This is a genomic window from Streptomyces coeruleofuscus (assembly GCF_039532725.1).
Lineage (GTDB): Bacteria > Actinomycetota > Actinomycetes > Streptomycetales > Streptomycetaceae > Streptomyces > Streptomyces coeruleofuscus.
In genome coordinates this window covers 250,248-273,079 of record NZ_BAAASE010000008.1, presented here as the reverse complement: position 1 = coordinate 273,079, position 22,832 = coordinate 250,248, and the positions used below count along the sequence as shown (strand labels likewise).

Annotated in this window: 22 protein-coding genes; 8 read left to right on the top strand and 14 right to left on the bottom strand. The window is 71.3% G+C overall.

Features of this window, described 5'->3' with window-relative positions:
* Nucleotides 1-85: 85 nt before the first annotated feature.
* The 5 genes from ABFX81_RS29785 to ABFX81_RS29765 form a co-directional block, all read right to left on the bottom strand.
* Nucleotides 86-1,618 (bottom strand): MFS transporter, encoded by a 1,533-nt coding sequence (locus ABFX81_RS29785; RefSeq protein ID WP_346138917.1) that lies wholly within the window; start codon nt 1,616-1,618, stop codon nt 86-88.
* A complete protein-coding gene (locus ABFX81_RS29780; protein WP_346138916.1) occupies nt 1,615-2,166 on the bottom strand; it encodes a TetR/AcrR family transcriptional regulator in 552 nt (183 codons plus the stop codon). Before ABFX81_RS29780 ends, ABFX81_RS29785 begins: the two co-directional genes overlap by 4 nt.
* Nucleotides 2,167-2,251: 85 nt before the next feature.
* Nucleotides 2,252-3,223, bottom strand: a complete 972-nt coding sequence (locus ABFX81_RS29775) for an aldo/keto reductase (protein WP_086854065.1) — start codon at nt 3,221-3,223, stop codon at nt 2,252-2,254.
* A 147-nt stretch (nt 3,224-3,370) separates the two neighbouring features.
* Nucleotides 3,371-4,804: an argininosuccinate lyase gene (gene argH / locus ABFX81_RS29770; protein ID WP_086854066.1), complete on the bottom strand. Its 1,434-nt coding sequence runs from the start codon at nt 4,802-4,804 to the stop codon at nt 3,371-3,373.
* A 69-nt stretch (nt 4,805-4,873) separates the two neighbouring features.
* Nucleotides 4,874-6,070: an argininosuccinate synthase gene (locus ABFX81_RS29765; RefSeq protein ID WP_086854067.1), complete on the bottom strand. Its 1,197-nt coding sequence runs from the start codon at nt 6,068-6,070 to the stop codon at nt 4,874-4,876.
* Between the two features lie 220 nt (nt 6,071-6,290).
* Here ABFX81_RS29765 and ABFX81_RS29760 point away from each other — a divergent pair, with 220 nt between their 5' ends.
* From ABFX81_RS29760 to ABFX81_RS29735, 6 genes are all read left to right on the top strand, one after another.
* Nucleotides 6,291-7,223 (top strand): hypothetical protein, encoded by a 933-nt coding sequence (locus ABFX81_RS29760; RefSeq protein ID WP_086854068.1) that lies wholly within the window; start codon nt 6,291-6,293, stop codon nt 7,221-7,223.
* Nucleotides 7,224-7,364: 141 nt separating this feature from the next.
* On the top strand, nt 7,365-7,952 hold the full coding sequence (locus ABFX81_RS29755; RefSeq protein WP_086854069.1) for a pyridoxamine 5'-phosphate oxidase family protein: 588 nt from the start codon (nt 7,365-7,367) through the stop codon (nt 7,950-7,952).
* Nucleotides 7,953-7,955: 3 nt separating this feature from the next.
* Nucleotides 7,956-8,654 carry a L,D-transpeptidase family protein gene (locus ABFX81_RS29750; protein ID WP_346138915.1) on the top strand — a complete coding sequence of 233 codons (699 nt, stop codon included), beginning with the start codon at nt 7,956-7,958 and terminating at the stop codon, nt 8,652-8,654.
* Nucleotides 8,655-9,049: 395 nt separating this feature from the next.
* Complete coding sequence (locus ABFX81_RS29745; protein ID WP_346138914.1) at nt 9,050-10,432, top strand: ferredoxin reductase family protein; 1,383 nt, start codon at nt 9,050-9,052, stop codon at nt 10,430-10,432.
* A gap of 40 nt (nt 10,433-10,472) precedes the next feature.
* Nucleotides 10,473-11,561, top strand: coding sequence for an FMN-binding protein (locus tag ABFX81_RS29740; RefSeq protein WP_086848521.1), 1,089 nt, complete (start codon nt 10,473-10,475; stop codon nt 11,559-11,561).
* On the top strand, nt 11,554-12,357 hold the full coding sequence (locus tag ABFX81_RS29735) for an FAD:protein FMN transferase (RefSeq protein ID WP_346138913.1): 804 nt from the start codon (nt 11,554-11,556) through the stop codon (nt 12,355-12,357). Before ABFX81_RS29740 ends, ABFX81_RS29735 begins: the two co-directional genes overlap by 8 nt.
* Before the next feature lie 98 nt (nt 12,358-12,455).
* On the opposite strand, the gene ABFX81_RS29730 is transcribed toward ABFX81_RS29735, so the two are convergent.
* The 6 genes from ABFX81_RS29730 to ABFX81_RS29705 form a co-directional block, all read right to left on the bottom strand.
* Nucleotides 12,456-13,001 carry an arginine repressor gene (locus tag ABFX81_RS29730; protein ID WP_086561825.1) on the bottom strand — a complete coding sequence of 182 codons (546 nt, stop codon included), beginning with the start codon at nt 12,999-13,001 and terminating at the stop codon, nt 12,456-12,458.
* A 7-nt stretch (nt 13,002-13,008) separates the two neighbouring features.
* Nucleotides 13,009-14,211, bottom strand: coding sequence for an acetylornithine transaminase (locus ABFX81_RS29725; protein WP_086848519.1), 1,203 nt, complete (start codon nt 14,209-14,211; stop codon nt 13,009-13,011).
* Nucleotides 14,208-15,134 (bottom strand): acetylglutamate kinase, encoded by a 927-nt coding sequence (gene argB, locus ABFX81_RS29720; protein WP_086848517.1) that lies wholly within the window; start codon nt 15,132-15,134, stop codon nt 14,208-14,210. The genes ABFX81_RS29725 and argB overlap by 4 nt, the downstream gene beginning before the upstream one ends.
* On the bottom strand, nt 15,131-16,282 hold the full coding sequence (gene argJ / locus ABFX81_RS29715; protein WP_086848515.1) for a bifunctional glutamate N-acetyltransferase/amino-acid acetyltransferase ArgJ: 1,152 nt from the start codon (nt 16,280-16,282) through the stop codon (nt 15,131-15,133). The genes argB and argJ overlap by 4 nt, the downstream gene beginning before the upstream one ends.
* Nucleotides 16,279-17,307, bottom strand: coding sequence for an N-acetyl-gamma-glutamyl-phosphate reductase (gene argC, locus ABFX81_RS29710; protein ID WP_086848513.1), 1,029 nt, complete (start codon nt 17,305-17,307; stop codon nt 16,279-16,281). Before argC ends, argJ begins: the two co-directional genes overlap by 4 nt.
* A 69-nt stretch (nt 17,308-17,376) precedes the next feature.
* On the bottom strand, nt 17,377-18,207 hold the full coding sequence (locus ABFX81_RS29705; protein ID WP_086848511.1) for a tetratricopeptide repeat protein: 831 nt from the start codon (nt 18,205-18,207) through the stop codon (nt 17,377-17,379).
* A 196-nt stretch (nt 18,208-18,403) separates the two neighbouring features.
* Here ABFX81_RS29705 and ABFX81_RS29700 point away from each other — a divergent pair, with 196 nt between their 5' ends.
* Entirely contained in the window at nt 18,404-18,541 is a 138-nt protein-coding gene (locus ABFX81_RS29700) for a hypothetical protein (protein WP_346138912.1), read from the top strand.
* Nucleotides 18,542-18,593: 52 nt separating this feature from the next.
* On the opposite strand, the gene ABFX81_RS29695 is transcribed toward ABFX81_RS29700, so the two are convergent.
* On the bottom strand, nt 18,594-21,077 hold the full coding sequence (locus ABFX81_RS29695) for an alpha-L-arabinofuranosidase C-terminal domain-containing protein (protein ID WP_086848509.1): 2,484 nt from the start codon (nt 21,075-21,077) through the stop codon (nt 18,594-18,596).
* A 137-nt stretch (nt 21,078-21,214) separates the two neighbouring features.
* Here ABFX81_RS29695 and ABFX81_RS29690 point away from each other — a divergent pair, with 137 nt between their 5' ends.
* A complete protein-coding gene (locus tag ABFX81_RS29690; RefSeq protein WP_086848507.1) occupies nt 21,215-21,655 on the top strand; it encodes a DUF6314 family protein in 441 nt (146 codons plus the stop codon).
* Nucleotides 21,656-21,719: 64 nt separating this feature from the next.
* Here ABFX81_RS29690 and ABFX81_RS29685 read toward each other — a convergent pair whose 3' ends face one another.
* Complete coding sequence (locus ABFX81_RS29685) at nt 21,720-22,313, bottom strand: histidine phosphatase family protein (RefSeq protein WP_086848505.1); 594 nt, start codon at nt 22,311-22,313, stop codon at nt 21,720-21,722.
* A gap of 73 nt (nt 22,314-22,386) precedes the next feature.
* A complete protein-coding gene (locus tag ABFX81_RS29680; protein WP_086848525.1) occupies nt 22,387-22,827 on the bottom strand; it encodes a GNAT family N-acetyltransferase in 441 nt (146 codons plus the stop codon).
* Nucleotides 22,828-22,832: the final 5 nt, after the last annotated feature.

Genomic DNA, 22,832 nt, shown 5'->3' with positions numbered 1-22,832 from the left:
TACGGAGCCAAGACCATCAGGCGAGGGCGAAAACGGGCTTAAAGACGGGGCTGAGCAGGGGTGGTGGCAGGCCCGGGCCATACGCCTAGGAGTGTTCCGCCCCGCTCTCCAGCCGCTGCCCCCGCAGCAGGAACCACGCCGCCACCGCCGCCGCCAGCAGGACCGCCGCCCCGACGCCCGCCGCGAGGGCCAGGCCGTCGACGAAGGACGTGCGGGCCGCGTCCAGCATGGCCTCGGCGGTGTGCGCGGGCATGCCCGCGGCCGCCTCGACCGCGCCGCCCAAGGACTCGTGCGCCGCGGCCGGAGTGCCCGCCGGGCCGGTGAAGTCGCGGTAGACGCCGGTCACGATGGAGCCGAGCACGGCGATGCCGAGGGCCGCGCCGAGTTCGTACGCCGTCTCGGACACGGCGGACGCCGAACCCGCCTGCTCCTTGGGCACGCCGGAGAGGATCACGTCGGCGGTCACGGTGAACGAGAAACCGGCTCCGACGCCGACCACCAGCAGCGCGGCCCCGAGCAGCGGGTAGCCGGTGGACTGGTCGATCACCGTGAGCGCGGCCAGGGCGAGGCCGATCGCCGCGAGCCCCCCGGAGACGACGGCCCGCACCGAGAAGCGCCGGGCCGCGCGCCCCGCGACCAGACCGGCCACCACCGCGCCGATCGCGGCGGGCAGTTCCGCCAGGCCCGCCTCGAACGGGCGCCTGCCCTGGACGAGTTGCAGGTACTGGGAGAGGAAGAACACCAGCCCGGACAGACCGAGGATGGTCAGCAGGTCGGCCAGCACCGCGCCGCTGAAGCCGCGGTTGCGGAACAGCCGCATGTCCAGCAGCGGGGCCGGAAGCGTGAGCTGGCGGCGTACGAACCCGTAGAGGGCGGCCACGCCCAGCAGGCCCGCGGCCAGGGTGCTCCACGCGAAGCCGTGCGTGGCGGCCTCCTTGATCGCGTACACGACACCGACCATGCCGACCAGCGACAGCACGACACTGGCCAGGTCCCAGGGACCGGGGTTCGCGGTGCGCGACTCGGGCAGCAGCTTGACGCCGACGAGGACCAGGACGGCCATCACGGGCAGATTGATCAGGAAGACCGAGCCCCACCAGAAGTGCTCCAGCAGGAACCCGCCGACGATCGGGCCGACGGCCGTGCCCGCGGAGGCGGTGGCGCCCCAGATGCCGACGGCGAAGCTGCGTTCGCGCGGGTCGTGGAAGAGGTTGCGGATCAGGGCGAGCGTGGCCGGCATCAGGGTCGCGCCGGCGACGCCGAGCAGCGCCCGCGCCACGATCAGCATCTCCGGTGTCGTGGCGTAGGCGTTGAACACGGATATCGCGCCGAACGCCGTGGCACCGACCAGCAGGATCCGCTTGCGGCCGATACGGTCGCCGAGGCTGCCCATGGAGACGAGCAGACCGGCGATGACGAACGAGTAGACGTCGCCGATCCACAGCAGCTGCGTGCCGGAGGGCTTCAGGTCCTCGCTGATGTAGGGGGTCGCGAGACCGAGGACGGTCGCGTCGACGGCCACCAGCAGCACGGCGAGGACGAGGACGCCGAGCGCGAGCCAGCGGCCCGGGCGCTTCACCGCCTCGGCCGTCTCAGCCGGCTGCAAGGTGCTGGTCATGATTCCTCTCTCCGTAGTGCGCCGCCGAGCAGCAGCTCGACGATCATGTGCTGGAAGTCCTTGGGGGCGCCCTTGCCGCTCTGCACCATCCAGGCGCCGGAGGCCAGCAGGCCGTAGAGCGCCTCGGTGAGCCAGGCCGGCGTGAGGTCGATGCGGAACTCGCCGCCGAGCTGGCCGCGCCGGAACAGGGCGGAGATCCGGTCGTCGATCAGGGTCCAGCCCGGGTTCTGCTCCTCGCCCTCGAAGAGCTGGTTCTCGGTGTAGAGGAACCCGAGGAGTCCGGCGGCGGGCTCGATGGCCCCGACCAGCCGGCGGACGGCCTCGCTGGCCGTGCCCTCGTCGAGCCGGGCGGCGTCCAGCGCGGCCTCGCACTCCGCGATGCCCAGCGATTCCAGCGCGCGGACGAGGGCGTCACGCCCGGCGAAGTGGCGGTGCAGCGTGGCGCGGCTGATCCCGGCGGCCTTGGCGACCTCGTCCATGGTCGCGGTGGCTTTGTGGGTCAGCAGGGCCGCGGCGCTGCGCAGCACGTGGTCGGGATCGACAGCCATGAGACAACCATACTCCATATGAGACATCAATGTCTCACGCGGGGCATGCGTGAATCACGGCTGTCGGTTGACGGAGAGGTGGTGATCAGTGCCAGGGCAGCTGCCCGCGCCGCTCCCAGTACGCCCTCGGGTCCTCGGCCAGCGCGGCGAGGCGGGTCAGCTGGTGGTCGTCGAGGTCGACGACCGCCGCGTGCAGGTTGGAGGCGAGCTGGGTGGTGGTGGCCGCGCCGGAGAGGACGACGCCGGCCCAGGGCTGCCGGAGGATCACCGCCAGGGCGACGGCGTCGCACCCCAGCCCGGACTCCTCGGCGATCCCCTTCAGGACGTCCGGCGCGTGCGGCCCCGCGAGCCGCCCGTTGGCCATGCCCTCCTTGACGATCACCGTGAGCCCGGCGTCGTGGGCCTCGGCGAGGGCGGGTGCGGCGGAGGTCTCCAGCGCGTTGTACGTCGACTGGACGGTACGGAAGAGGGGGTCGCCGTCGACCGTCACGGCGAGGGCGGCGCGGATCGCGTCCGCCTGGGCGGGACCGCTGGTGGAGAAGCCGATGGTGAGTCCCTGGGCGGCGGCTTCAGCGAGCTTCGCGTGGAGTTCCTTGTCGGTGAGGGCCGGGCTGTCCGGGGTCACCGAGTGGATCTGGTAGAGGTCGAGCCGGTCGCCGAGCAGGGCGTCGGTTTCGGCGCGCTGCCGTTCATAGGTGGGCAGCGTGTGGTCCTTGACCTCGTGCGTCTCGGCGTCGGTGGACCAGTCGGCGGTGTAGGTGTAGCCCCACTTGCTGCCGACGACGATGTCGTCGAGGCCGGGCCTTGTGTTCAGCCAGTCGGCGAGGAACTCCTCCGATCGGCCGTAGGAGCGGGCGGCGTCGAAGTAGCGGACGCCTTGGGCGTAGGCGGCGTCGAGGAGTTCGTGGGTGCGGGTGCGCAGCGTCTCGACGCTGCGGTCTTCTCCCAGGTCTTCGTCCCGGCCGAGGTTGATGTAGCCGGGGCGTCCGACGGCGGCGAGGCCCAGGCCGATGTGGCATGTGGGGGTCGTTGCTGAGGCCAGGCGGGCGAAGGGCATCGCGGGCTCCGTTCGGTCGGCTGCTGATGACCAACGTAACCCCCCGATGACCTTCGCCTCAGAAGCTCGGGGCGTGCTGTGTTGTGGCGGATGCGGGTCGCCTGTGGCTTGTCGCGCAGTTCCCCGCGCCCCTTGGGTCCGCTCCCCTTAGCTCTTCTTCTTGGCCGTAGCCCACTCGTGCTGAGCCGTCACGTCCGCCTTCACCTCTGCCAGCTGGATTGCGACCGCGCTCGGGGCCGTACCGCCCCTGCCGTTGCGGGAGGCCAAGGCTCCGGGGACGTTCAGGACCGTGCGGACCTCGGGAGTCAGGTGGGACGAGATCTTCGCGAACTGCTCGTCCGTCAGCTCGTCCAGTTCCTTGCCCTCGGCCTCGGCGACCTTCACGCACTCACCGGCCACCTCGTGGGCGACCCGGAACGGTACGCCCTGCTTGACCAGCCATTCGGCGATGTCCGTGGCGAGGGAGAAGCCGGCGGGGGCCAGTTCCTCCATGCGCTCGCGGTGGACCGTGAGCGTGGCCATCATGCCGGTGAAGGCGGGGAGCAGGATCTCCAGCTGGTCGATGGAGTCGAAGACCGGCTCCTTGTCCTCCTGGAGATCGCGGTTGTACGCGAGCGGGAGGGCCTTGAGCGTGGCCAGCAGGCCCGTGAGGTTGCCGATCAGGCGGCCGGACTTGCCGCGCGCCAGCTCGGCGATGTCCGGGTTCTTCTTCTGCGGCATGATCGACGAGCCCGTGGAGAACGCGTCGTGCAGGGTCACGAAGGAGAACTCCTTCGTGTTCCAGAGGATGACCTCCTCGGCGATCCGGGAGAGGTTGACGCCGATCATCGCCGTGATGAACGCGAACTCGGCGACGAAGTCCCGGGAAGCCGTGCCGTCGATGGAGTTGCCCGAGCTGCCGTGCTCAAAGCCGAGGTCCTTCGCCACCGCCTCCGGGTCCAGGCCCAGGGAGGAGCCCGCCAGCGCGCCCGAGCCGTAGGGCGAGACCGCCGTGCGGGCGTCCCACTGGCGCAGCCGCTCCGCGTCCCGGGACAGGGACTGCACGTGGGCGAGGACGTGGTGCGCGAACAGGACCGGCTGGGCGTGCTGGAGGTGCGTACGACCGGGCATCGCCACGTCCGGGTGGGCCTCCGCGAGGCCGATCAGCGCGTCCTGGAGCTCGGCGATCAGGCCGCCGATGACGCGGGCGTGGTCGCGCAGGTACATGCGGAAGAGGGTCGCGACCTGGTCGTTGCGGGAGCGGCCGGCGCGCAGCTTGCCGCCGAGGTCGGGGCCGAGCCGCTCCAGCAGGCCGCGCTCCAGGGCGGTGTGCACGTCCTCGTCGGCGATGGTGCCCACGAAGGAGCCGTCGGCGACGTCCGCCTCCAGCCGGTCGAGCCCGGCGATCATCCGGGTCAGCTCGTCCTCGGTGAGCAGGCCCGCCTTGTGGAGCACGCGCGCGTGCGCACGTGAACCGGCGATGTCGTACGGCGCGAGCCGCCAGTCGAAGTGGACGGACGCGGACAGCTTGGCCAGGGCCTCGGCGGGACCGTCGGCGAAACGGCCGCCCCAGAGCCGTACGTCACCGCTGTTGCTGCTCACTTGCGTTGCTCCTAGAGAGGTGTGGATGTGACGCAGACCTTTATATGCCCGCGCCGGGTTCCCGTCGGGCTACGCCCGCAGGTGACGCTGTGCCGCGATCTTCGACGACAGGCAGTAGATGTCGATGAAGCCCTTGGCGGCGGACTGGTCGAAGGTGTCGCCCGTGTCGTAGGTCGCGAGGTTGAAGTCGTACAGCGACTGCTCGGAGCGCCGGCCGGTGACGACCGCGCGGCCGCCATGGAGGGTCATCCGGATGTCGCCGGTGACGTACTGGTTCGCCTCGTTGACGAAGCCGTCCAGGGCGCGCTTGAGCGGGGAGAACCACAGGCCGTCGTAGACCAGCTCGCTCCAGCGCTGTTCGACGCCCCGCTTGTAGCGGGCGAGCTCGCGCTCGACGGTGACGTTCTCCAGCTCCTGGTGGGCGGTGATCAGGGCGATCGCGCCCGGAGCCTCGTACACCTCACGCGACTTGATGCCGACGAGCCGGTCCTCGACCATGTCGATCCGGCCGATGCCCTGGGCTCCGGCGCGTTCGTTGAGCTGCTGGACGGCCTGGAGCACGGTGACGGGCCTGCCGTCGACGGCGACCGGGGCGCCCTCCTTGAAGGAGATGACCACCTCGTCGGGCTCGCGGGCGACGGCCGGATCCTGCGTGTACTCGTAGATGTCCTCGATCGGCGCGTTCCAGATGTCCTCGAGGAAGCCGGTCTCGATGGCGCGGCCGAAAACGTTCTGGTCGATGGAGTACGGCGACTTCTTGGTGGTCGCGATCGGCAGGCCCTTGTCCTCGCAGAAGGCGATGGCCTTGTCGCGGGTCATGGCGTAGTCGCGGACCGGGGCGATGCACTTGAGGCCGGGGGCGAGGGCGGCGATGCCGGCCTCGAAGCGGACCTGGTCGTTGCCCTTGCCGGTGCAGCCGTGGGCGACGGTCGTGGCGCCGTGCTTGCGGGCGGCGGCGACGAGGTGCTTGACGATCGCCGGCCGGGACAGGGCGGAGACCAGCGGATAGCGGTCCATGTAGAGGGCGTTGGCCTTGATCGCCGGGAGGCAGTACTCCTCGGCGAACTCGTCCCTGGCGTCGGCCACTTCGGCCTCCACCGCGCCGCACGCGAGGGCGCGCTTGCGGATGACGTCCAGGTCCTCGCCGCCCTGGCCGACGTCCACCGCGACCGCGATGACCTCGGCGCCCGTCTCCTCGGCGATCCAGCCGATGGCGACGGAGGTGTCAAGACCGCCTGAGTAGGCGAGTACGACGCGCTCGGTCACGGGTTCTTCCCCTCATACTGCGAACACTGGCCTGCATGATTATGCAGACCTCCGCATGATTCGTCAATGCACCTCGGATCGAGGGCCTGATTCCGGCCATGCCGAGATGAATTTGAAGATCCTTTGAACGCGCGAAACCGCTTACTCGTACCTCTCGCCGAACGCAGGCGCCGCGTTTTGAAACACCGACGACACCCCCGACCCCTAGTGAGGCATCCGCATGTCCAGGGCTCTTCCGAAGTACAACAAGCGTCGCGTCGGCTTCATCGGCGGCGCCGCCGCGGTGGCACTGTCCGGCACGGTGATCGCCGGCTTCGCCCTCGCCGGGGAGACGCCGGACAGCGGCGCGACGAACGCCCGGACGCTGGCGGGTCCCGGCACGATCACGTGCCCGGACGTCACCGGCGAGCTGCCGGACATCCCCGCCTCGGCGCAGGCCGAGGTCGACCGCAATCTCGGCGATCTGCAGACCCAGATCGAGGAGGCCAACAAGCGCCTCGTCGACACCGTCGGCCAGGGCGGACCGAACTTCGTCCAGAACGCCATCCTCGGCCCGCTGGAGGACAAGCGCGTCGCCGCCCTGAACCGCATCGAGACCGCCATCGGACGTGCCGCCGAGAAGCCGGAGGGCCTGGAGGCCTTCGCCGCCTGCCAGCTCAACGCCGACGGCGGTGCCGGAGCGGGCGAGGCCGCGGGCGGAGAGGCGGGCGCCGGCGAGGAGGCCGGCGCCGAAGCCGGCGCGGGCGCCGAAGCCGGGGCAGGTGCCGAGGCCGGCGCGGGCGCCGAAGCGGGTGCGGGCGAGGAAGCCGGTGCGGGCGCCGGAGAGGACGCGGGCGCGGGCGAGGCGGGGAACGCGGGCGCCGGCTCGATCACCTGCCCGGACGTCGCCTCCCAGCTGCCGGCTGTCCCGGCCTCCGCCCAGGCCGAGGTCGACCGCAACCTCGGCGATCTGAACACCCAGATCGAGGAGGCCAACAAGCGCCTCGTCGACACCGTCGGCCAGGGCGGACCGAACTTCGTCCAGAACGCCATCCTCGGCCCGCTGGAGGACAAGCGCGTCGCCGCGATCAACCGCATCGCCACCGCCATCGGCCGCACGGCCGAGCGTCCGGCGGGTCTCGACTCCCTGGCCGCCTGCACGCTCACCAAGTGAGGTGACAGGCGCCGTGGCCGCCCCGCGTGAGCGCCGGCCGGGGCGGCCACGGGCAGGCGCCCGGGGGCGGGGTCCGGCAGAGGTGACCGGATCCCGCAATTTCTTAGGCAACCGAAAGGTCATCTCCCATAATCTTTAGACATGGGAAAGACCTATGAACGCATAGAAGGCCGGCTCCGCTCGTTCATCGAGGCGCAGCCGGTCTTCTTCACCGCCACCGCTCCCCTGTCCGCCGACGGCACGGTCAACCTCTCCCCCAAGGGCCTCAAGGGCTCCTTCGTGGTCCTCGACGACCACACCGTCGCCTACCTCGACTTCGCCGGCTCCAACGCCGAGACCATCGCCCATCTGCGGGAGAACGGGCGGATCACCCTGATGTGGTGCGCCTTCCAGGGCCCGCCGAACATCGTCCGGGTGCACGGCCGCGGGGAGCCGGTCTTCCGGGACGACCCCCGTTTCGGGGAGCTGCTCGGCCACTTCCCCGACATCGACCCGGCACAGCACGGGCTGCGCGCGATCATCGTCGTCACAGCCGAACTCGTCCGCGACACCTGCGGCTACGCCGTGCCCTTCATGGCGTACGAGACGGACCGCGACCTGCACGGCAAGCGTTTCGCCCGCGAGGACGACGCCTCGCTCAGTGCCTACTTCACCAAGAAGGAGCACATCGCGACGAGCCTGGACGGACTACCCGGGCTGCCGTTGCCGCTGCCGCCCTCTACGGTCTGAGGCATGCGCCCCGGTGCCGTCGCCCTCGCCGTCTCCTGTCTCGTCGTGCTCGGCGCCGGGCCGCCCGCCCCCTCGTCTCCCCTGCCGGCCCGGATGACGGACACCGGCGGCGGCACCCAGCTGATCACCGCGGTGGCCCCCGGGACGGCCTCGACGAGGGGCACGGTCACCTGGTGGGACCTCAGGGACGGGCGGTGGGTGAAGGCGGGTTCCGCGCCCGCGCGCTTCGGAGTGAAGGGGCTGGCCGAGGGCGCGTCGCGCAAGCAGGGCACGAACACGACACCCACGGGCCTCTACGGCCTGCCGTACGCCTTCGGCATCAAGGCGGCGCCGCGCGGGACGGCGTACGGGTACCGCCGGGTGCACCGGGACTCCTGGTGGTGCCAGGACAACGACTCCCGCTCCTACAACCGCTGGACCGAGCCCCGCGCGGCCGACTGCCGGGCCTCCGAGTCCGAGCACCTGATCACCTACGGCGAGCGGTACGCACACGCGCTCGTCATCGGCTTCAACTACGGGCGTCCCGTGCGGGGACGCGGCGCGGGCATCTTCCTCCATGTCAACGGGCGTGGGGCGACGGCCGGTTGCGTGTCCGTGCCGAAGCGCGCCATGCGCACGATCCTCCGCTGGGCCGACCCGGCGAAGCGCCCGCACATCGCCGTCGGGACGGCGAGCGGGACCACCGCCGTCACCCGCTACTAAAGCGTGTCCGTAAAGTCCCGTCGTCCGCCCGGAGGGCGGGCCCCGCGGCGTTCGGTGCGTGCTCTGGGGGTACCCCCGGCCGAGGGCTGGGGGAGTGCCGGGCGGACGCCCGCGTACTGGTTGTACGCGGGTGGTCGCCCGGTGCGGCGAGTGGGGGCACCTCCCACGCCCTTAAGGCAGTGGGGGAGCGTGCCGGGCGTCGCGGGGCAGGCGGGACTTTGCGGACACCCCCTAGGGCCTGTCCACCAGACAGGCCTTGGCCCGGGAGGCCGCTGGGGAACCTGTTCGGGTTACCGCCGGTCACTCCCGTAAGCACACGACTCGGTGCACGGCTGAACACTCCCGTGTCCCGGCACGTATCTGTGGGCCAAGGGTCAAGTCCCCACGGAGGAACCGTGACCACCACGCTCGCAGGCGGCCGTGCCGCCCGCCGCCAGACGATGCGCCGCATCCGCCCGCGCCGCTCCCCGGCCGTACCGCTGCTGATCGCCCTGTGGGCGGGTGCGGCGGCCGTGCTGTGGCTGTGGTGGGACAACACACCGTCCCTCGCGGACACCTCGAGCAAGATCCTGGCCGCGGGCCGGATCACCGGCCTGCTCGCCGGCTACCTCATGGCGCTCGTCGTGCTCCAGATGGCACGGGTGCCCGCGCTGGAGCGGCGGGTGGGCACCGACCGGGTCGCCCGCTGGCACGCCATGACCGGCCGGTACACGCTCTGCCTGGTCCTCGCCCACGTCTTCCTCACCATGTGGGGCTACGCCCTCCAGGCGGGCAAGGGGCTCGGTGCCGTCGTCCAGCAGACGATCGACTCCGTCAACCAACTGCCGGACATGGGCAAGGCCGCCATCGGCACGGGCTTGTTGTTCGTCATCGGGATCCTCTCGATCGGCGGCGTCCGCCGTCTGATCGGGTACGACACCTGGTACCACGTGCACCTGCTGACGTACGCGTCGGTGTACATGACGTTCTGGCACCAGATCACCACCGGCAACGAGTTCGCCGTCGAGCCCGCCGCCAAGACCTTCTGGTACGGGCTGTACGGCGTGGTGACCGCGCTCGTCCTCTGGTACCGGATCCTCACCCCGATCCGCCTGAACCTGCGGCACCGGATGCGGGTCGAGGCGGTCATCGAGGAGACCCCGGGCATCGTGTCCGTGCTGATCGGCGGGCGCAAGCTGCACCGGATGGGCGCGGAGGCGGGCCAGTTCTTCCGCTGGCGGTTCAAGGCGCCCGGCATGCGCTTCAGTTCGCACCCGTACTCCCTGTCGGCGGCGCCCCGCCCGGACATGCTGCGGATCACCGTCAAGGCGATCGGTGACCACACCTCCCGGCTGCGCGAGCTCACGCCCGGCACCAAGGTGTGGGCGGAGGGCCCGTACGGCGCGATGACCGCGCAGCGCCGCAGCCGCGGCAAGGTACTGCTGGTCGCGGGCGGTGTCGGCATCACCCCGATGCGGGCCCTGTTCGAGACCCTGCCGGGCGCCTCCGGCGACATCACGCTGCTCTACCGGGCCAACAGCACCCAGGACCTGGCCCTGTGGAGCGAGCTCGCCAAGATCGCCGACGAGCGCGGGGCCCGGCTGATGTACGCGGTCAACAGCCCCGACGGGGAACGCCCCGACATCTCCGCGGAGTCACTCCAGCGGAAGATCCCGGACATCGGCGACCACGACGTCTTCATGTGCGGGCCGCCCGGCTTCGCGCAGTCGGTGTACGAGGCACTGCGCGGCGCGGGAGTCCCCGCCCGCCGTATCCATCACGAGTCGTTCGAGATGTGAGCGACGGGACATCAACGGCCCTTCAGGAGCTTGGAAAACGATGAGGAAGTCTCACCCCGTCCGGCGTGCCGTGCTCGCCGGCGCAGCCACCGTCTCCGGGATCGTGCTGCTGCTGTCACTGAAGCCGGCCTCCGACCCGGGCTCCGCCCAGGCCGCGGGCGGTCAGCTCCCGCCCGCGGCGGCAGGGCAGGCCCCGCAGGGCGGCGTGAACGGCGCTGTCACCGGTGACGCGGTGCAGACGCAGTACGGCGCGGTGCAGGTACGCCTGACCATGAGCGGCGGCAAGATCACTCAGGCCGAGACGGTCCAGGCCCCCAAGGGCGGCCGCAGCGACCAGATCACCGCCAGCTCCGTGCCCCGCCTCAACCAGGCGGCGGTCGCCGCCCAGAGCGCGGACATCGACGCCGTGTCCGGGGCGACGTACACCAGCGCCGGTTACAAGAAGTCCCTCCAGTCCGCCCTGGACAAGGCCAAGGCCTCGTCCGGCGGCGCGCAGGGCTCGGGCAACGCCCAGACCCTGACCGGCGATGTCGCGCAGACGCAGTACGGCCCGGTCCAGGTCCGCATCACCGTCGCCGGCGGCAAGATCACCAAGGCCGAAGCCGTCCAGGCCCCCAAGGGCGGCCGCAGCGACCAGATCACCTCCACCTCCGTCCCCCGCCTCAACCAGGCGGCCGTCGCGGCGGGGAGCGCGGAGATCGACGCGGTCTCGGGCGCCACCTACACCAGCGCCGGCTACAAGAAGTCGCTCCAGTCGGCTCTGGACAAGGCTCCGGCAGGGGGCGGCTCCTCCCAGGCCGCCGGCTCCGGGGGCGGTTCGTCCCAGGCGGCCGGCTCCGGTGGCGGCCAGGCCCAGACTCAGACCCTCACCGGCAGCGTGGCGCAGACGCAGTACGGCCCGGTCCAGGTCCGCATCACCGTCGCCGGCGGGAAAATCACCAAGGCCGAAGCCGTCCAGGCCCCCAAGGGCGGCCGCAGCGACCAGATCACCTCCACTTCCGTGCCCCGCCTCAACCAGGCAGCGGTCGCGGCCGGGAACGCGCAGATCGACGCGGTCTCCGGAGCCACCTACACCAGCGCCGGCTACAAGCAGTCCCTCCAGTCGGCGCTGGACCAGGCCGGTGGCTGACACGGTGGCCGACTCCGCACAGGCTCCCGCCGCGGTACGTCACGCGGAGGAGACGATGGGGACCGTCTTCTCCTTCGACGTCCGCGGCGGGGAACCCGACGCGGTGCGCGCGGCGGTGGACGAGGCCGTCGCCGGGCTGCACCGGGTCGACGAGGTGTTCAGCACGTACCGCGAGGACAGCCAGGTCTCCCGGCTGCAACGCGGTCGGCTGACGGTCGGTGAGTGCGATCCCGAGGTCGCCGAGGTCCTGGAGCTGGCGGCCGAGGCGGAGCGGCTGAGCGCCGGCTGGTTCAGCACCTCGTACGGGGGCCGCCTCGATCCCACCGGCATCGTGAAGGGCTGGGCGGTCGAGCGGGCGGCGCGGCAGTTGGCGGCGATGCCCGGCGTGACCGGGGTGAGCGTCAACGGAGGCGGCGATGTGCAGTTGCTCGGCGTTCCGGGTGCGCAGCGGCCGTGGCGGGTCGGGATCTCGGATCCTCTGCGGCCGGGAGGTCTCGCGGCGGTGATCTCCGCGGCCGGAGTGGACGAGCTGGCCGTGGCCACGTCCGGGACCGCGGAGCGGGGTGCGCACATCGTCGACCCGCGGACCGGGCGTTCCGCGGTGACCGATCTGGTCGCCGTGACGGTGGTGGGGCCCCGGCTGACGTGGGCGGACTGCTGGGCCACGGCGGCGTTCGCGATGGGTTCGCGGGAGGGGCTGGCGTGGCTGGAGTCGCTGCCCGGGGTTGAGGCCCTGTTGATCACGGCCGGCGATGAGGTGCGCTGCACTGGGGGGTTGGCGGCGCGGCTGGGGTGAGCGGCGGCTGAGGCGGATGCCCCCAGGGGCGCGGGGAACCGCGCGACCAGCCACAGCGCACCCGCACACGACCACCGCCGGCAACCCCCACGGCGTGCTCAGTGCCCGTTCTGCGCCAGCCTCAGCAAATGGTCGGCCAGCGCCTGACCCCCGTCAGGGTTCCGGCTGATCAACAGCAACGTGTCGTCACCGGCGATCGTCCCCAGGATGTCGTGCAGCTCGGCCTGGTCGATCGCCGAGGCCAGGAACTGCGCGGCCCCCGGAGGAGTCCGCAGGACCACGAGGTTCGCCGAGGCCTCCGCGGAGATCAGCAGCTCCTGCGAGAGCCGCCGCATCCGCTCCTCCTTCGCCGACCCGCCCAGCGGAGCGCGCGGCGTGCGGAAACCGCCCTCGCTCGGCACCGCGTAGATCAGGTCGCCGTCGGCGTTGCGGATCTTCACCGCGTTCAGCTCGTCCAGGTCCCGGGAGAGCGTTGCCTGCGTGACGCTCAGCCCGTCGTCGGCGAGCAGCTTCGCCAGCTGGCTCTGCGACCGCACGGGCTGCCGGTTGAGGATGTCCACGATCCGGCGGTGGCGTGCGGTGCGGGTCTGCGGCACGGCGGGCCCGTTCGCCCCCGGCTGCTCGTGGTCCTGCGCCTGGCTCATCGTCGTCTCATTCCCCGGTTCGTCCGTCCCCGTCGGCTGCGCTTGCGTCGAGGACGCCGGGCAGCGCCCGGAGGAAGGCGTCCACCTCGTCGTCACCGATGTTCAGCGGCGGCATGAGCCGTACGACGTCGGGAGCGGGCGCGTTCACCAGGAGGCCGGCGTCCTGAGCCGCCTGCTGCACCTGGGGCGCGAGCGGCTCGGTGAGCACGATACCCAGGAGGAGACCCGCGCCCCGGACGAAATCGATCAACTCGTGACCGAGGGCCTCGATCCCGTCCCGCAACTTCTCGCTCTGCCGCTTGACGTTCTGGAGCAATCCCTCGTTCTCGATGGTGTCGAGGACGGCGAGCCCGGCGGCGCAGGCGACGGGGTTGCCGCCGAAGGTAGTGCCGTGGTGGCCGGGCTGGAGCAGTTCGGCGGCGCGTCCGAAGGCGACGGTCGCGCCGAGGGGCAGTCCGCCGCCGAGGCCCTTGGCGAGGGTGACGACGTCGGGCAGCACGCCCTCGTGGGCCTGGTACTCGAACCAGTGGCCGGTCCGGCCGACGCCGGTCTGCACCTCGTCGAGGACGAGCAGCGCGCCGGTGGCGGCGGTGATGGCCCGGGCGGCCTTGAGGTAGCCGGCGGGCGGGACCACGACCCCGTTCTCGCCCTGGACCGGCTCGATGACGACGAGGGCCGTCTCGTCCGTCACCGCGGCGGCCAGCGCCTGCGCGTCGCCGTACGGGACGTGGGTGACGTCGCCGGGCATGGGCAGGAAGGGTTCCCGCTTGCCGGGCTGGCCGGTGAGCGCGAGGGCGCCCATGGTGCGGCCGTGGAAGCCGCCCTGGGTCGCGACCATGTGGGTCCGCCCGGTGAGCCGGCCGATCTTGAAGGCGCCCTCGTTGGCCTCGGCGCCGGAGTTGCAGAAATAGACCTTGCCGTCGCGGCCGAAGAGCTGGAGCAGCCGTTCGGCGAGCGCGACCGGCGGCTCGGCGACGAACAGGTTGGAGACATGTCCGAGGGAGGCGATCTGCCGGCTCACTGCCTCGACGACGGCCGGGTGGGCGTGGCCGAGCGCGTTGACCGCGATGCCGCCGACGAAGTCCAGGTACTGCTTGCCGTCGGCGTCCCAGAGCTTGGTGCCCTCGCCGCGGACGAGCGGGAGCCTCGGGGTGCCGTAGTTGTTCATGAGCGCGCCCTGCCACCGCGCGGTCAGTTCCTGGTTGCTCACGACTCCCCCTGTCCGCCCGGTCCCTCGGGCTTCTCGTCGGCCACGACCATCGTGCCGATCCCCTCGTCGGTGAAGATCTCCAGCAGGATCGAGTGCTGCACCCGGCCGTCGATGACCCGGGCGGTGGTGACGCCGCCCCGTACGGCGTGCAGGCAGCCCTCCATCTTCGGCACCATGCCGGACGACAGGTCCGGCAGCAGCCGCTCCAGCTCGGAGGCGGTGAGGCGGCTGATCACCTCGTCGCTGTTCGGCCAGTCCTCGTAGAGTCCCTCGACGTCCGTGAGGACCATGAGGGTTTCGGCGCCCAGTGCAGCAGCGAGTGCCGCAGCCGCCGTATCAGCATTGACGTTGTAGACATGTCCGTCGTCCTGGGAGCGGGCGATCGACGAGACGACCGGGATGCGGCCGTCGGCGAGCAGGGCCTCGATCGCGCCCGTGTCGATCGCGGTGATCTCGCCCACCCGCCCGATGTCGACGAGTTCGCCGTCGATCTCGGGCTGGTGCTTGGTGGCGGTGATGGTGTGCGCGTCCTCGCCCGTCAGGCCGACGGCGAGCGGGCCGTGCTGGTTGAGCAGCCCGACCAGCTCGCGCTGCACCTGACCGGCCAGCACCATCCGTACGACGTCCATGGCGTCCTCGGTGGTCACCCTGAGGCCCGCCTTGAACTCGCTGACGATGCCGTGCTGGTCGAGGGCGGCGCTGATCTGCGGGCCCCCGCCGTGCACGACGACGGGCTTGAGTCCGGCGTGGTGCAGGAAGACCACGTCCTGGGCGAAGGCGGCCTTCAGGTCCTCGTCGACCATGGCGTTGCCGCCGAACTTGATGACGACCGTCTTGCCGTTGTGCCGGACCAGCCAGGGCAGCGCCTCGATGAGGATCTGGGCCTTGGGGAGGGCGGTGTGTTTCCGCGTCGGGCTGCTCATGAGGAGTAGGCGCTGTTCTCGTGGACGTAGTCGGCGGTGAGGTCGTTGGTCCAGATGGTGGCGGTCTCGGAACCGGCGGCGAGGTCGGCGACGATGTGCACCTCGCGGTAGCGCATGTCGACCTTGTCGCGGTCCTCGCCGACGCCGCCGTTCTTGCACACCCAGACGCCGTTGATGGCGACGTTGAGCCGGTCCGGCTCGAAGGCGGCGCTCGTCGTGCCGATCGCCGACAGCACCCGGCCCCAGTTGGGGTCCTCGCCGTGGATCGCGCACTTGAGGAGGTTGTTGCGGGCGATGGAGCGGCCCACCTCGACGGCGTCGTCCTCGGTCGCGGCGTTGATCACCTCGACCTTGATGTCCTTGCTGGCGCCCTCGGCGTCGCGGATGAGCTGCTGCCCGAGGTCGTCGCAGACCTGCCGGACGGCCTCAGCGAACTCCTCGTACTCCGGGGTGACTTCGGCCGAGCCGGAGGCGAGCAGCAGCACGGTGTCGTTGGTGGACATGCAGCCGTCGGAGTCGACCCGGTCGAAGGTCGTACGGGTGGCCGCCCGCAAGGCCTTGTCGAGTACGTCGTTGTCCAGGGCCGCGTCCGTGGTGAGGACGACGAGCATGGTGGCGAGGCCGGGGGCGAGCATGCCCGCGCCCTTGGCCATGCCGCCGACGGTCCAGCCGTCCTTGGTGACGACGGACGTCTTGTGGACGGTGTCGGTGGTCTTGATGGCGATGGCGGCCTTCTCACCGCCGTGCTCAGTCAGAGAAGCGGCTGCCTTCTCCACACCCGGGAGCAGCTTGTCCATCGGCAGGAGGATGCCGATCAGGCCGGTCGAGCAGACGGCGACCTCGACGGCGCCCCGCCCGAGGACCTCGGCGACCTTCTCGGCCGTCGCGTGCGCGTCCTGGAAGCCCTTCGGGCCCGTGCAGGCGTTGGCGCCGCCGGAGTTGAGGACGACGGCGGAGACCTGGCCGCTCTTGACGACCTGCTCGGACCACAGCACCGGTGCGGCCTTCACGCGGTTGGAGGTGAAGACGCCGGCGGCGGCGCGGCGGGGACCGGTGTTGACCACGAGGGCCAGGTCGGGGTTGCCGTTCTCCTTGATCCCGGCGGCGATGCCCGCCGCCGTGAATCCCTTCGCTGCCGTCACACTCACGGCGCAACTCCGATCGTCGTCAGTCCGGTGGTCTCGTCGAGCCCCAGGGCGATGTTCATGCTCTGGACGGCACCGCCGGCGGTGCCCTTGGTGAGGTTGTCGATGGCGCTGATCACGATGATCCGTCCGGCGGCCGTGTCGTACGCGACCTGCACCTGAACGGCGTTCGAACCGTAGACGGACGCCGTGGCGGGCCACTGGCCCTCGGGCAGCAGGTGCACGAAGGGCTCGTCGGCGAAGGCCTTCTCGTAGGCGGCGCGCAGGGACTCGGCGGTGACTCCGTCCGTCGCCTTCGCGCTGCACGTGGCGAGGATGCCGCGGGGCATCGGCGCGAGGGTCGGCGTGAAGGAGACGGAGACCGGCCCGCCGGCGGCCACGCTGAGGTTCTGGGTGATCTCGGGGGTGTGCCGGTGCCCGCCGCCGACGCCGTACGGGGACATCGAGCCCATCACCTCGCTGCCCAGCAGGTGCGGCTTGGGCGCCTTGCCCGCGCCGGAGGTGCCGGACGCGGCGACGATCACGGCCTCCGGCTCGGCGAGCCCTGCGGCGTACGCCGGGAAGAGCGCCAGCGACACGGCCGTGGGGTAGCAACCGGGCACCGCGACGCGCTTGGACCCCTCCAGCGCGGCGCGGGCGCCCGGCAGTTCGGGAAGGCCGTAGGGCCAGGTTCCGGCGTGCGGCGAGCCGTAGAACCGCTCCCAGGCGGCGGCGTCCGTCAGTCGGAAGTCGGCGCCCATGTCGATCACCAGCACGTCCGGCCCGAGCTTCTCGGCGACGGCGGCGGACTGCCCGTGGGGCAGCGCGAGGAACACGACGTCGTGCCCGGCGAGAACCTCGGGGGTGGTGTCCTGGAGCACTCGCCCGGCCAGGGGCAGCAGGTGCGGCTGGAGCGCACCGAGCGTCTGCCCCGCGTTGGAGTTGCCGGTCAGGGCACCGATCTCGACCTCGGGGTGCGCCAGGAGCAGACGCAGCAGTTCCCCGCCCGCGTATCCACTCGCTCCGGCCACTGCCGCACGTACCGCCATGGAACCTCCTCCTTAGAGGGCATGACTATACGTTTCGCTGCACGTTTATGCAATCCCGGAGTCGTCCTGTCAGGCGCTGTCGATGCGGTCGAGCAGTGCCCGGGCCTCGGAGGTGCGGTAGTGGTGCGGGCCGAAGGCGGACAGGCAGGCGTCGAGGGCGGCCACGGCGCGGGTGCGGGCCTCGGTGCCGCGGCTCAGGCCCTGAAGGGCGGTGGCCAGGGCGAGCTCGACGGCGCCGGCCTCCGGGCGGCGCTGGGCCTCGGGCAGGCCGCGGCGCAGTTCGCCGGCGCGCTCCGCCTCGGCGAGAGCCTCCTCGTGGCGGGCTTGGCCCTGGAGACTGCGGGCCAGGCCGAGCCGCAGGACCAGACCGAACCGGTCCGGTGCGCGATGGGCGGCGAGGGCCTCACGGGCGAGCGTCTCGGCCTCCGGATGGCGGCCCTGTGCGTTGAGGGCATAGATCAGCCCGTTGCGGGCGGCCGCCGTTATCCGCGGCATCTCCGGCCCCGTGCCGCGGGTCGCCGCCTGGGCGACGGCCGCGCACTCCGCCTCGCATTCGGTGTACCGGGCGAGCGCGCTCAGCTCCTGGGCGCGGTCGGAGCGCAGTTTCAGGGTCTGCGGGTGTTCGGCGCCGAATACCCTGCCGAAGACCGGCACCAGTGCGTCGTACGCCGTGACGGCCTCGGCGTGGCGGCCCTGGGCGCCCGTCGCCAGCGCCGCGATGCCCAGCGCGAGCGGTGCGTGCACGTCGTCGCGCAGCCGGGGCCGGGCCGCGGCCACGGCGCGGGCCTCGGCCTCCGCCTCGGAATAGCGCCCGGCCTCGTAGAGGGCGATGGCCTGGGCCATGGGGGATCGCTTCGACTGCCCACCGCTGATCCGGCCGCGCGGCCGAAAGAGTCTCATGCCCGGAGCATACGGATGCGGCGCACGCCCGTTCGAGGAAGTGGGGAGGCTTCCTCGGTGAAGGGGCCGCGTGCCCTCGGGCAGGCGCGTGCCGAGGGCGCGTCGGCTCGCAAGGACAAGGACGCGGCGGCGGCCCAGGAGTGGGTACGCCCACACGACGACGGCCGCCGACCCACTACAGCGACATGGCCGGGCGGTGTTCGCCGCGTTGCCCGCCGAGGCGCGCGGCGCGCTGCGGATCGAGCACATCGGCCGGTGGCGGTCCGCCCGTCCCGGCGTGACGCCCGCCCAGGCCAAGGGGACCGGGTCCCGCGACGGGCTCTGCCACGGATGACGCGCCACGTCGTGGGCCGCCGCGTCGGGGGCGGCGGCCCACGCGGGTCCCGCTACCTCTGCTTGATCCGCAGGAAGGTGACGGAGTTCGCCGGGAAGGTGTAGGTGAACTTCGCGGCCACGCCCCGGAAGGTGGACGTCACCGGCGTCACCGGCGTGTCCGTCTCCGTGTTGACGGCGTCCTCCTCCGCGGCCAGCGTGGTCACGCGGGCCGTGGAGGCGACCTTCGCGCCACCCAGGTCTACGGCCGTGCGGGCCTCGGCGGACTGGGCGTTGACGACCTTGACGATCAGGTCACCGGTCCTGGCGTCCTTGGTGACGACCTGGCGGAACGGCTCGGCCGGCTTGTCGTCCTTGAAGCTGCCCCACTCCTTGCCGTCCAGGAACAGGGTGACCTGGCGGCCGCGGACCTTGATGTCGATGTCGTAGGCGCGGCCCGTCTCGATCGACCCGGCCTTCGTCATCAGCGTGCCCTTGCCGCCGTCCACGGCCTGCTCGATCGCGGACTGGGTGTTGTTCCAGCCGCCCAGGTTCCACCAGTAGTAGTTGCCGGTGTCCTTGACGCCGAAGGCGACGAGGAAGCCCTCCTTGCCGGACTTCTTGGTGGCCTTCACATGCAGGTCGTAGTCCTTCCAGGCCGGGTCGCCCGCCGTGACCATGGTGTTCTCGGCGGCGGTGTCGGTCTGGACGTACTGCCCGTCCTGGATGCTCCAGCTGCCCCGGCCGCTGGTGGTCCACTTCGAGGCGTCACCGGAGAAGTCGTCGCTCAGCAGGGTCGAGCCGTCCGCCGAGGTGACCTTCACGTCGTCGTACGCGGCGCTGGTCGCCCACGTGGACAGGCCGACCGCCCCCGTGATCGGGCCGCTGACGTCCGGCGTGGTCGTGGCCTTCGACGGGACGACGCGGTCGCCGACGTTGGTCATGAACAGCTTCTGGACCTCGTAGTTCGCCGAGTTCCAGGAGGCCCGGTTGTTGAACCAGATCATGTCCGGCCGCCACTGGACGTAGTCCTCGTTGGCGAGCAGCGGGGCGTAGGAGGCCAGCTTGACGATGTCCGCGTTGCGCTCCAGGCCGGTCATGAAGGCGGCCTCGGAGAGGCCGTTCTTCCAGGCGTTGCCCTGGGAGGCGTACTCGCCGAGGAAGACCTTGGGGCCCTTGCGGTCGTAGGAGTCGTAGCGGTCGTTGTTCTGGAGGAACCAGTTCGGGCTGTTGTAGTAGTGCTCGTCGACCATGTCGACGTCGCCCTCGCGGTTGAGCTGCCAGGCGGTGTCGAAGGTCGTGCCGGCGTCGTCCGGGCCCGAGTTCGAGATCACGGTGATGTCCGGGTACTCGGCCTCGATGGCGGCCCGGAACTGCTGGAAGCGGGCGAAGAACTCCCTGGGGAGGTTCTCCTCGTTGCCGACCCCGAGGTGGGTCAGGTGGAAGGGCTTGGGGTGGCCCATCTGCGCCCGGACCTTGCCCCACTTGGAGGTCGCCGGGCCGTTGGCGAACTCGATGAGGTCGAGGGTGTCCTGGATGTGGCGCTTGAGCAGGGCGTCGTCGTCGGTGGCCTTGTTCTGGCCGCAGCCGGTCACCAGGGCGGGGACGACGGGCAGCGGCATGGCGCCGATGTCCTCGGAGAAGCGGAAGTACTCGTAGTAGCCGAGGCCGTAGCTCTGGTTGTAGCCCCAGAAGTTGGCGTTGGTGGCGCGCTGCTCGACCGGACCGATGGTGTCCTTCCACTGGTAGCTGCGCTTGCGCTGCCAGTTCGAGGCCTCGCTGTAGTCCTCCATGGAGCCGGTGTTGACCAGGCAGCCGCCGGGGAAGCGCACGAAGCCGGGCTTCAGGGCGGCGATCTTCTCGGCGAGGTCCTTGCGCAGGCCGTTCGGCTGGTTCTTGTAGGTGTCGCGCGGGAAGAGCGATATCTCGTCGAGCGCGGCGGCGTTCGCCGAGGCCACGGCGAGGCGGCCGCGGTTGCTGGTGCGGGTCGCGGTGAAGGTGGCCTTGTACTTGGCCCAGCCGCCCTTGACGGCCACCTGCCGGGCGGTCGCCAGCGTGCCCGCCGTGTCCTTGAGGGAGACGGTGAGCGTGCTGCCGCTCTCGGCGCGGGCCCACACGGAGAAGTCGTACCTCTTGCCCTGCTCGACCCGGATGCCGGTGTTGTAGCCGGCGTTCGTCACGGAGGAACCGGCGCCCAGGGAGAGGTAGTTGCGGTTGCGTTCGTTGAGGCGGCCCGAGTCGTTCACGACCTCAGCCGTGCCGCCGACCGCCCACGAGGTCAGGGGCGTGTAGGAGCCGTTGTCGGCGGTGGAGTACTCGAAGGAGCGGTTCTGCACGAGCTCGGCGTACAGACCGCCGTCGGCGGCCCGGTTGATGTCCTCGAAGAAGACGCCGTACATCGTGTCGTCGATCGCCGCGCCCTTGGCGGACGGGTCGACGGTGATCGCGTAGTCGGTGACGTCCTCGGCGTGCGCGGGGGCCGGTACGAGGGCTGCTGCCGTCAGGAGGGCCGTGGCCGTGAGGCCGACTCTCCATCGGGTGCGGGCGGTGCGTGGCATGGATACTCCGCGGCTCTCTGATAGAGGAGTGTTCGAAATATCAGACATTGATCAGCACTTCGAACGGCAAGATAGGGAGGAGGCGGATGCGCGTCAATGGGTCGCGCAGCAACGGCTGGGACGGAGAGCGGTAAGGGATGGGCGAGTTCTGGCCAGTGCCGGACGTGCTGGCGTACCTGGCCGGGCGCTGGCGCGTGGCCCGGTCGGTGCGGGATCTCGCGAGCGGCGAGCAGGGGGAGTTCTCCGGAACCACCGTTTTCTCCCCGGAGGAGGACGGCGGGCTGCTGCACCACGAGTCCGGCACCTTCGTCTGGCAGGGCGTCGCCCGGCCCGCCGAGCGGACGCTGCGGTTCCTGCCGGGCCCGGGCGGCACGGCGGACGTGCGGTTCGCGGACGGGCGGCCGTTCCACGACCTGGACCTGACATCCGGGCGGCACGTCGCCGACCACCCCTGCGCGGCGGACCTCTACCGTGGCGAGTTCACCGTCCGCGACGCGGACCACTGGCGGACGGTGTGGCACGTACGCGGTCCGGCCAAGGACCTCGTCCTGCGCACCGGCTACGACCGCGAGGTCTGACACCGGCTGCGCACGCGGCGTTTGGACCGGCTGCGCACGCCACGCCCGAGCCGGTCCGAGCCGGCTACGCCCGCGAAGCCTGAGCCGACACCCCGTCGAAGCGCAGGTTCCAGCGCCCCGCACGGCCCGTCACGGAGGTCGTCGACAGCGGGCGGACGTCGATGTTCCAGTACGTCGAGGGCGGTGCCTTCAGGGCGTACACCAGGGCGGCGCGGATCACGGACGGCTCGGCGACCGCCACGACCCGGCAGCCGTCCTCGACGGGCCGGGTGTCCAGCCAGCCGCCGACGCGGGTGATGAAGTCCACCAGCGACTCACCGCCGTGCGGTGTGGCGCGCGGGTCGGCGAGCCAGGCGTCCACCGCCTCCGGCTCCCGGGCCATCGCCTCGCCCAGGGTCAGCCCCCGCCACCGGCCCATGCCGCAGTCCCGCAGGCCGAGTTGCACGAGCGGCGCGTACCCGAGCCCCTCCCCCGTCGCACGGCTGCGCGGGGTCGGCGAGCAGTAGCGCAGTTCGGCCGCGGCCAGCGGCAGCAGCTCGTGGGCGACGCGCTCCACCTCACCCCAGCCGGCCTGGTCCAGCGGCCGGTCGTCCTCGAAGCGCTCGGCGAGCAGCGGGGAGCTGCGCGCGGCGGCGACGAACGTGACCCGAAGTGGCATGCGGCGATGGTGGGTGCCGCAAGTGCGCAGGTCAAGAGGTGTTACCCAGGAGTTACCCAGGGTGCACCGACCTTCACTGGCCGAAGATGAGAGCCATCCAGTGCTCGGGCCGCTCCAGTGCCGCGAACCCGAGCTTCTCGTAGACGCCGTGCGCGTCGTGCGTGGCGAGCAGGACCCGCCGCACCCCGTACTCCCGCAGCTCGTCCCGTACGGCCGCGACGAGCGCGCTGCCGACACCCTTGCCACGCACCGACGGGGCGACGTACACGTCGCACAGCCACGCGAAGGTCGCCCGGTCCGTGATGACCCGGGCGTACGCCACCTGCTCGCCCGACGCCGTCTCGTACACGCCGAAGTTGAGCGACCCCTCGATCGCCCGGTCCTGCTTGTCGCGCGGGCGGCCCAGCGCCCAGTACGCGTCGGTGGACAGCCAGTGGTGGACCCGCTCGGCGTCGACACGGGCGGGGTCGGTGGAGATCTCGTAGCCCTCGGGCAGGCTCGGCGTGTCGGTCATGACGG

Coding starts and splice junctions, on each gene's coding strand:
- ABFX81_RS29785 (WP_346138917.1), bottom strand. CDS start 1,618: ATGACCAGCACCTTGCAGCCGGCTGAGACGGCCGAGGCGGTGAAGCGC.
- ABFX81_RS29780 (WP_346138916.1), bottom strand. CDS start 2,166: ATGGCTGTCGATCCCGACCACGTGCTGCGCAGCGCCGCGGCCCTGCTG.
- ABFX81_RS29775 (WP_086854065.1), bottom strand. CDS start 3,223: ATGCCCTTCGCCCGCCTGGCCTCAGCAACGACCCCCACATGCCACATC.
- ABFX81_RS29760 (WP_086854068.1), top strand. CDS start 6,291: ATGTCCAGGGCTCTTCCGAAGTACAACAAGCGTCGCGTCGGCTTCATC.
- ABFX81_RS29755 (WP_086854069.1), top strand. CDS start 7,365: ATGGGAAAGACCTATGAACGCATAGAAGGCCGGCTCCGCTCGTTCATC.
- ABFX81_RS29750 (WP_346138915.1), top strand. CDS start 7,956: ATGCGCCCCGGTGCCGTCGCCCTCGCCGTCTCCTGTCTCGTCGTGCTC.
- ABFX81_RS29740 (WP_086848521.1), top strand. CDS start 10,473: ATGAGGAAGTCTCACCCCGTCCGGCGTGCCGTGCTCGCCGGCGCAGCC.
- ABFX81_RS29730 (WP_086561825.1), bottom strand. CDS start 13,001: ATGAGCCAGGCGCAGGACCACGAGCAGCCGGGGGCGAACGGGCCCGCC.
- argB (WP_086848517.1), bottom strand. CDS start 15,134: ATGAGCAGCCCGACGCGGAAACACACCGCCCTCCCCAAGGCCCAGATC.
- argC (WP_086848513.1), bottom strand. CDS start 17,307: ATGGCGGTACGTGCGGCAGTGGCCGGAGCGAGTGGATACGCGGGCGGG.
- ABFX81_RS29705 (WP_086848511.1), bottom strand. CDS start 18,207: ATGAGACTCTTTCGGCCGCGCGGCCGGATCAGCGGTGGGCAGTCGAAG.
- ABFX81_RS29695 (WP_086848509.1), bottom strand. CDS start 21,077: ATGCCACGCACCGCCCGCACCCGATGGAGAGTCGGCCTCACGGCCACG.
- ABFX81_RS29690 (WP_086848507.1), top strand. CDS start 21,215: ATGGGCGAGTTCTGGCCAGTGCCGGACGTGCTGGCGTACCTGGCCGGG.
- ABFX81_RS29685 (WP_086848505.1), bottom strand. CDS start 22,313: ATGCCACTTCGGGTCACGTTCGTCGCCGCCGCGCGCAGCTCCCCGCTG.
- ABFX81_RS29680 (WP_086848525.1), bottom strand. CDS start 22,827: ATGACCGACACGCCGAGCCTGCCCGAGGGCTACGAGATCTCCACCGAC.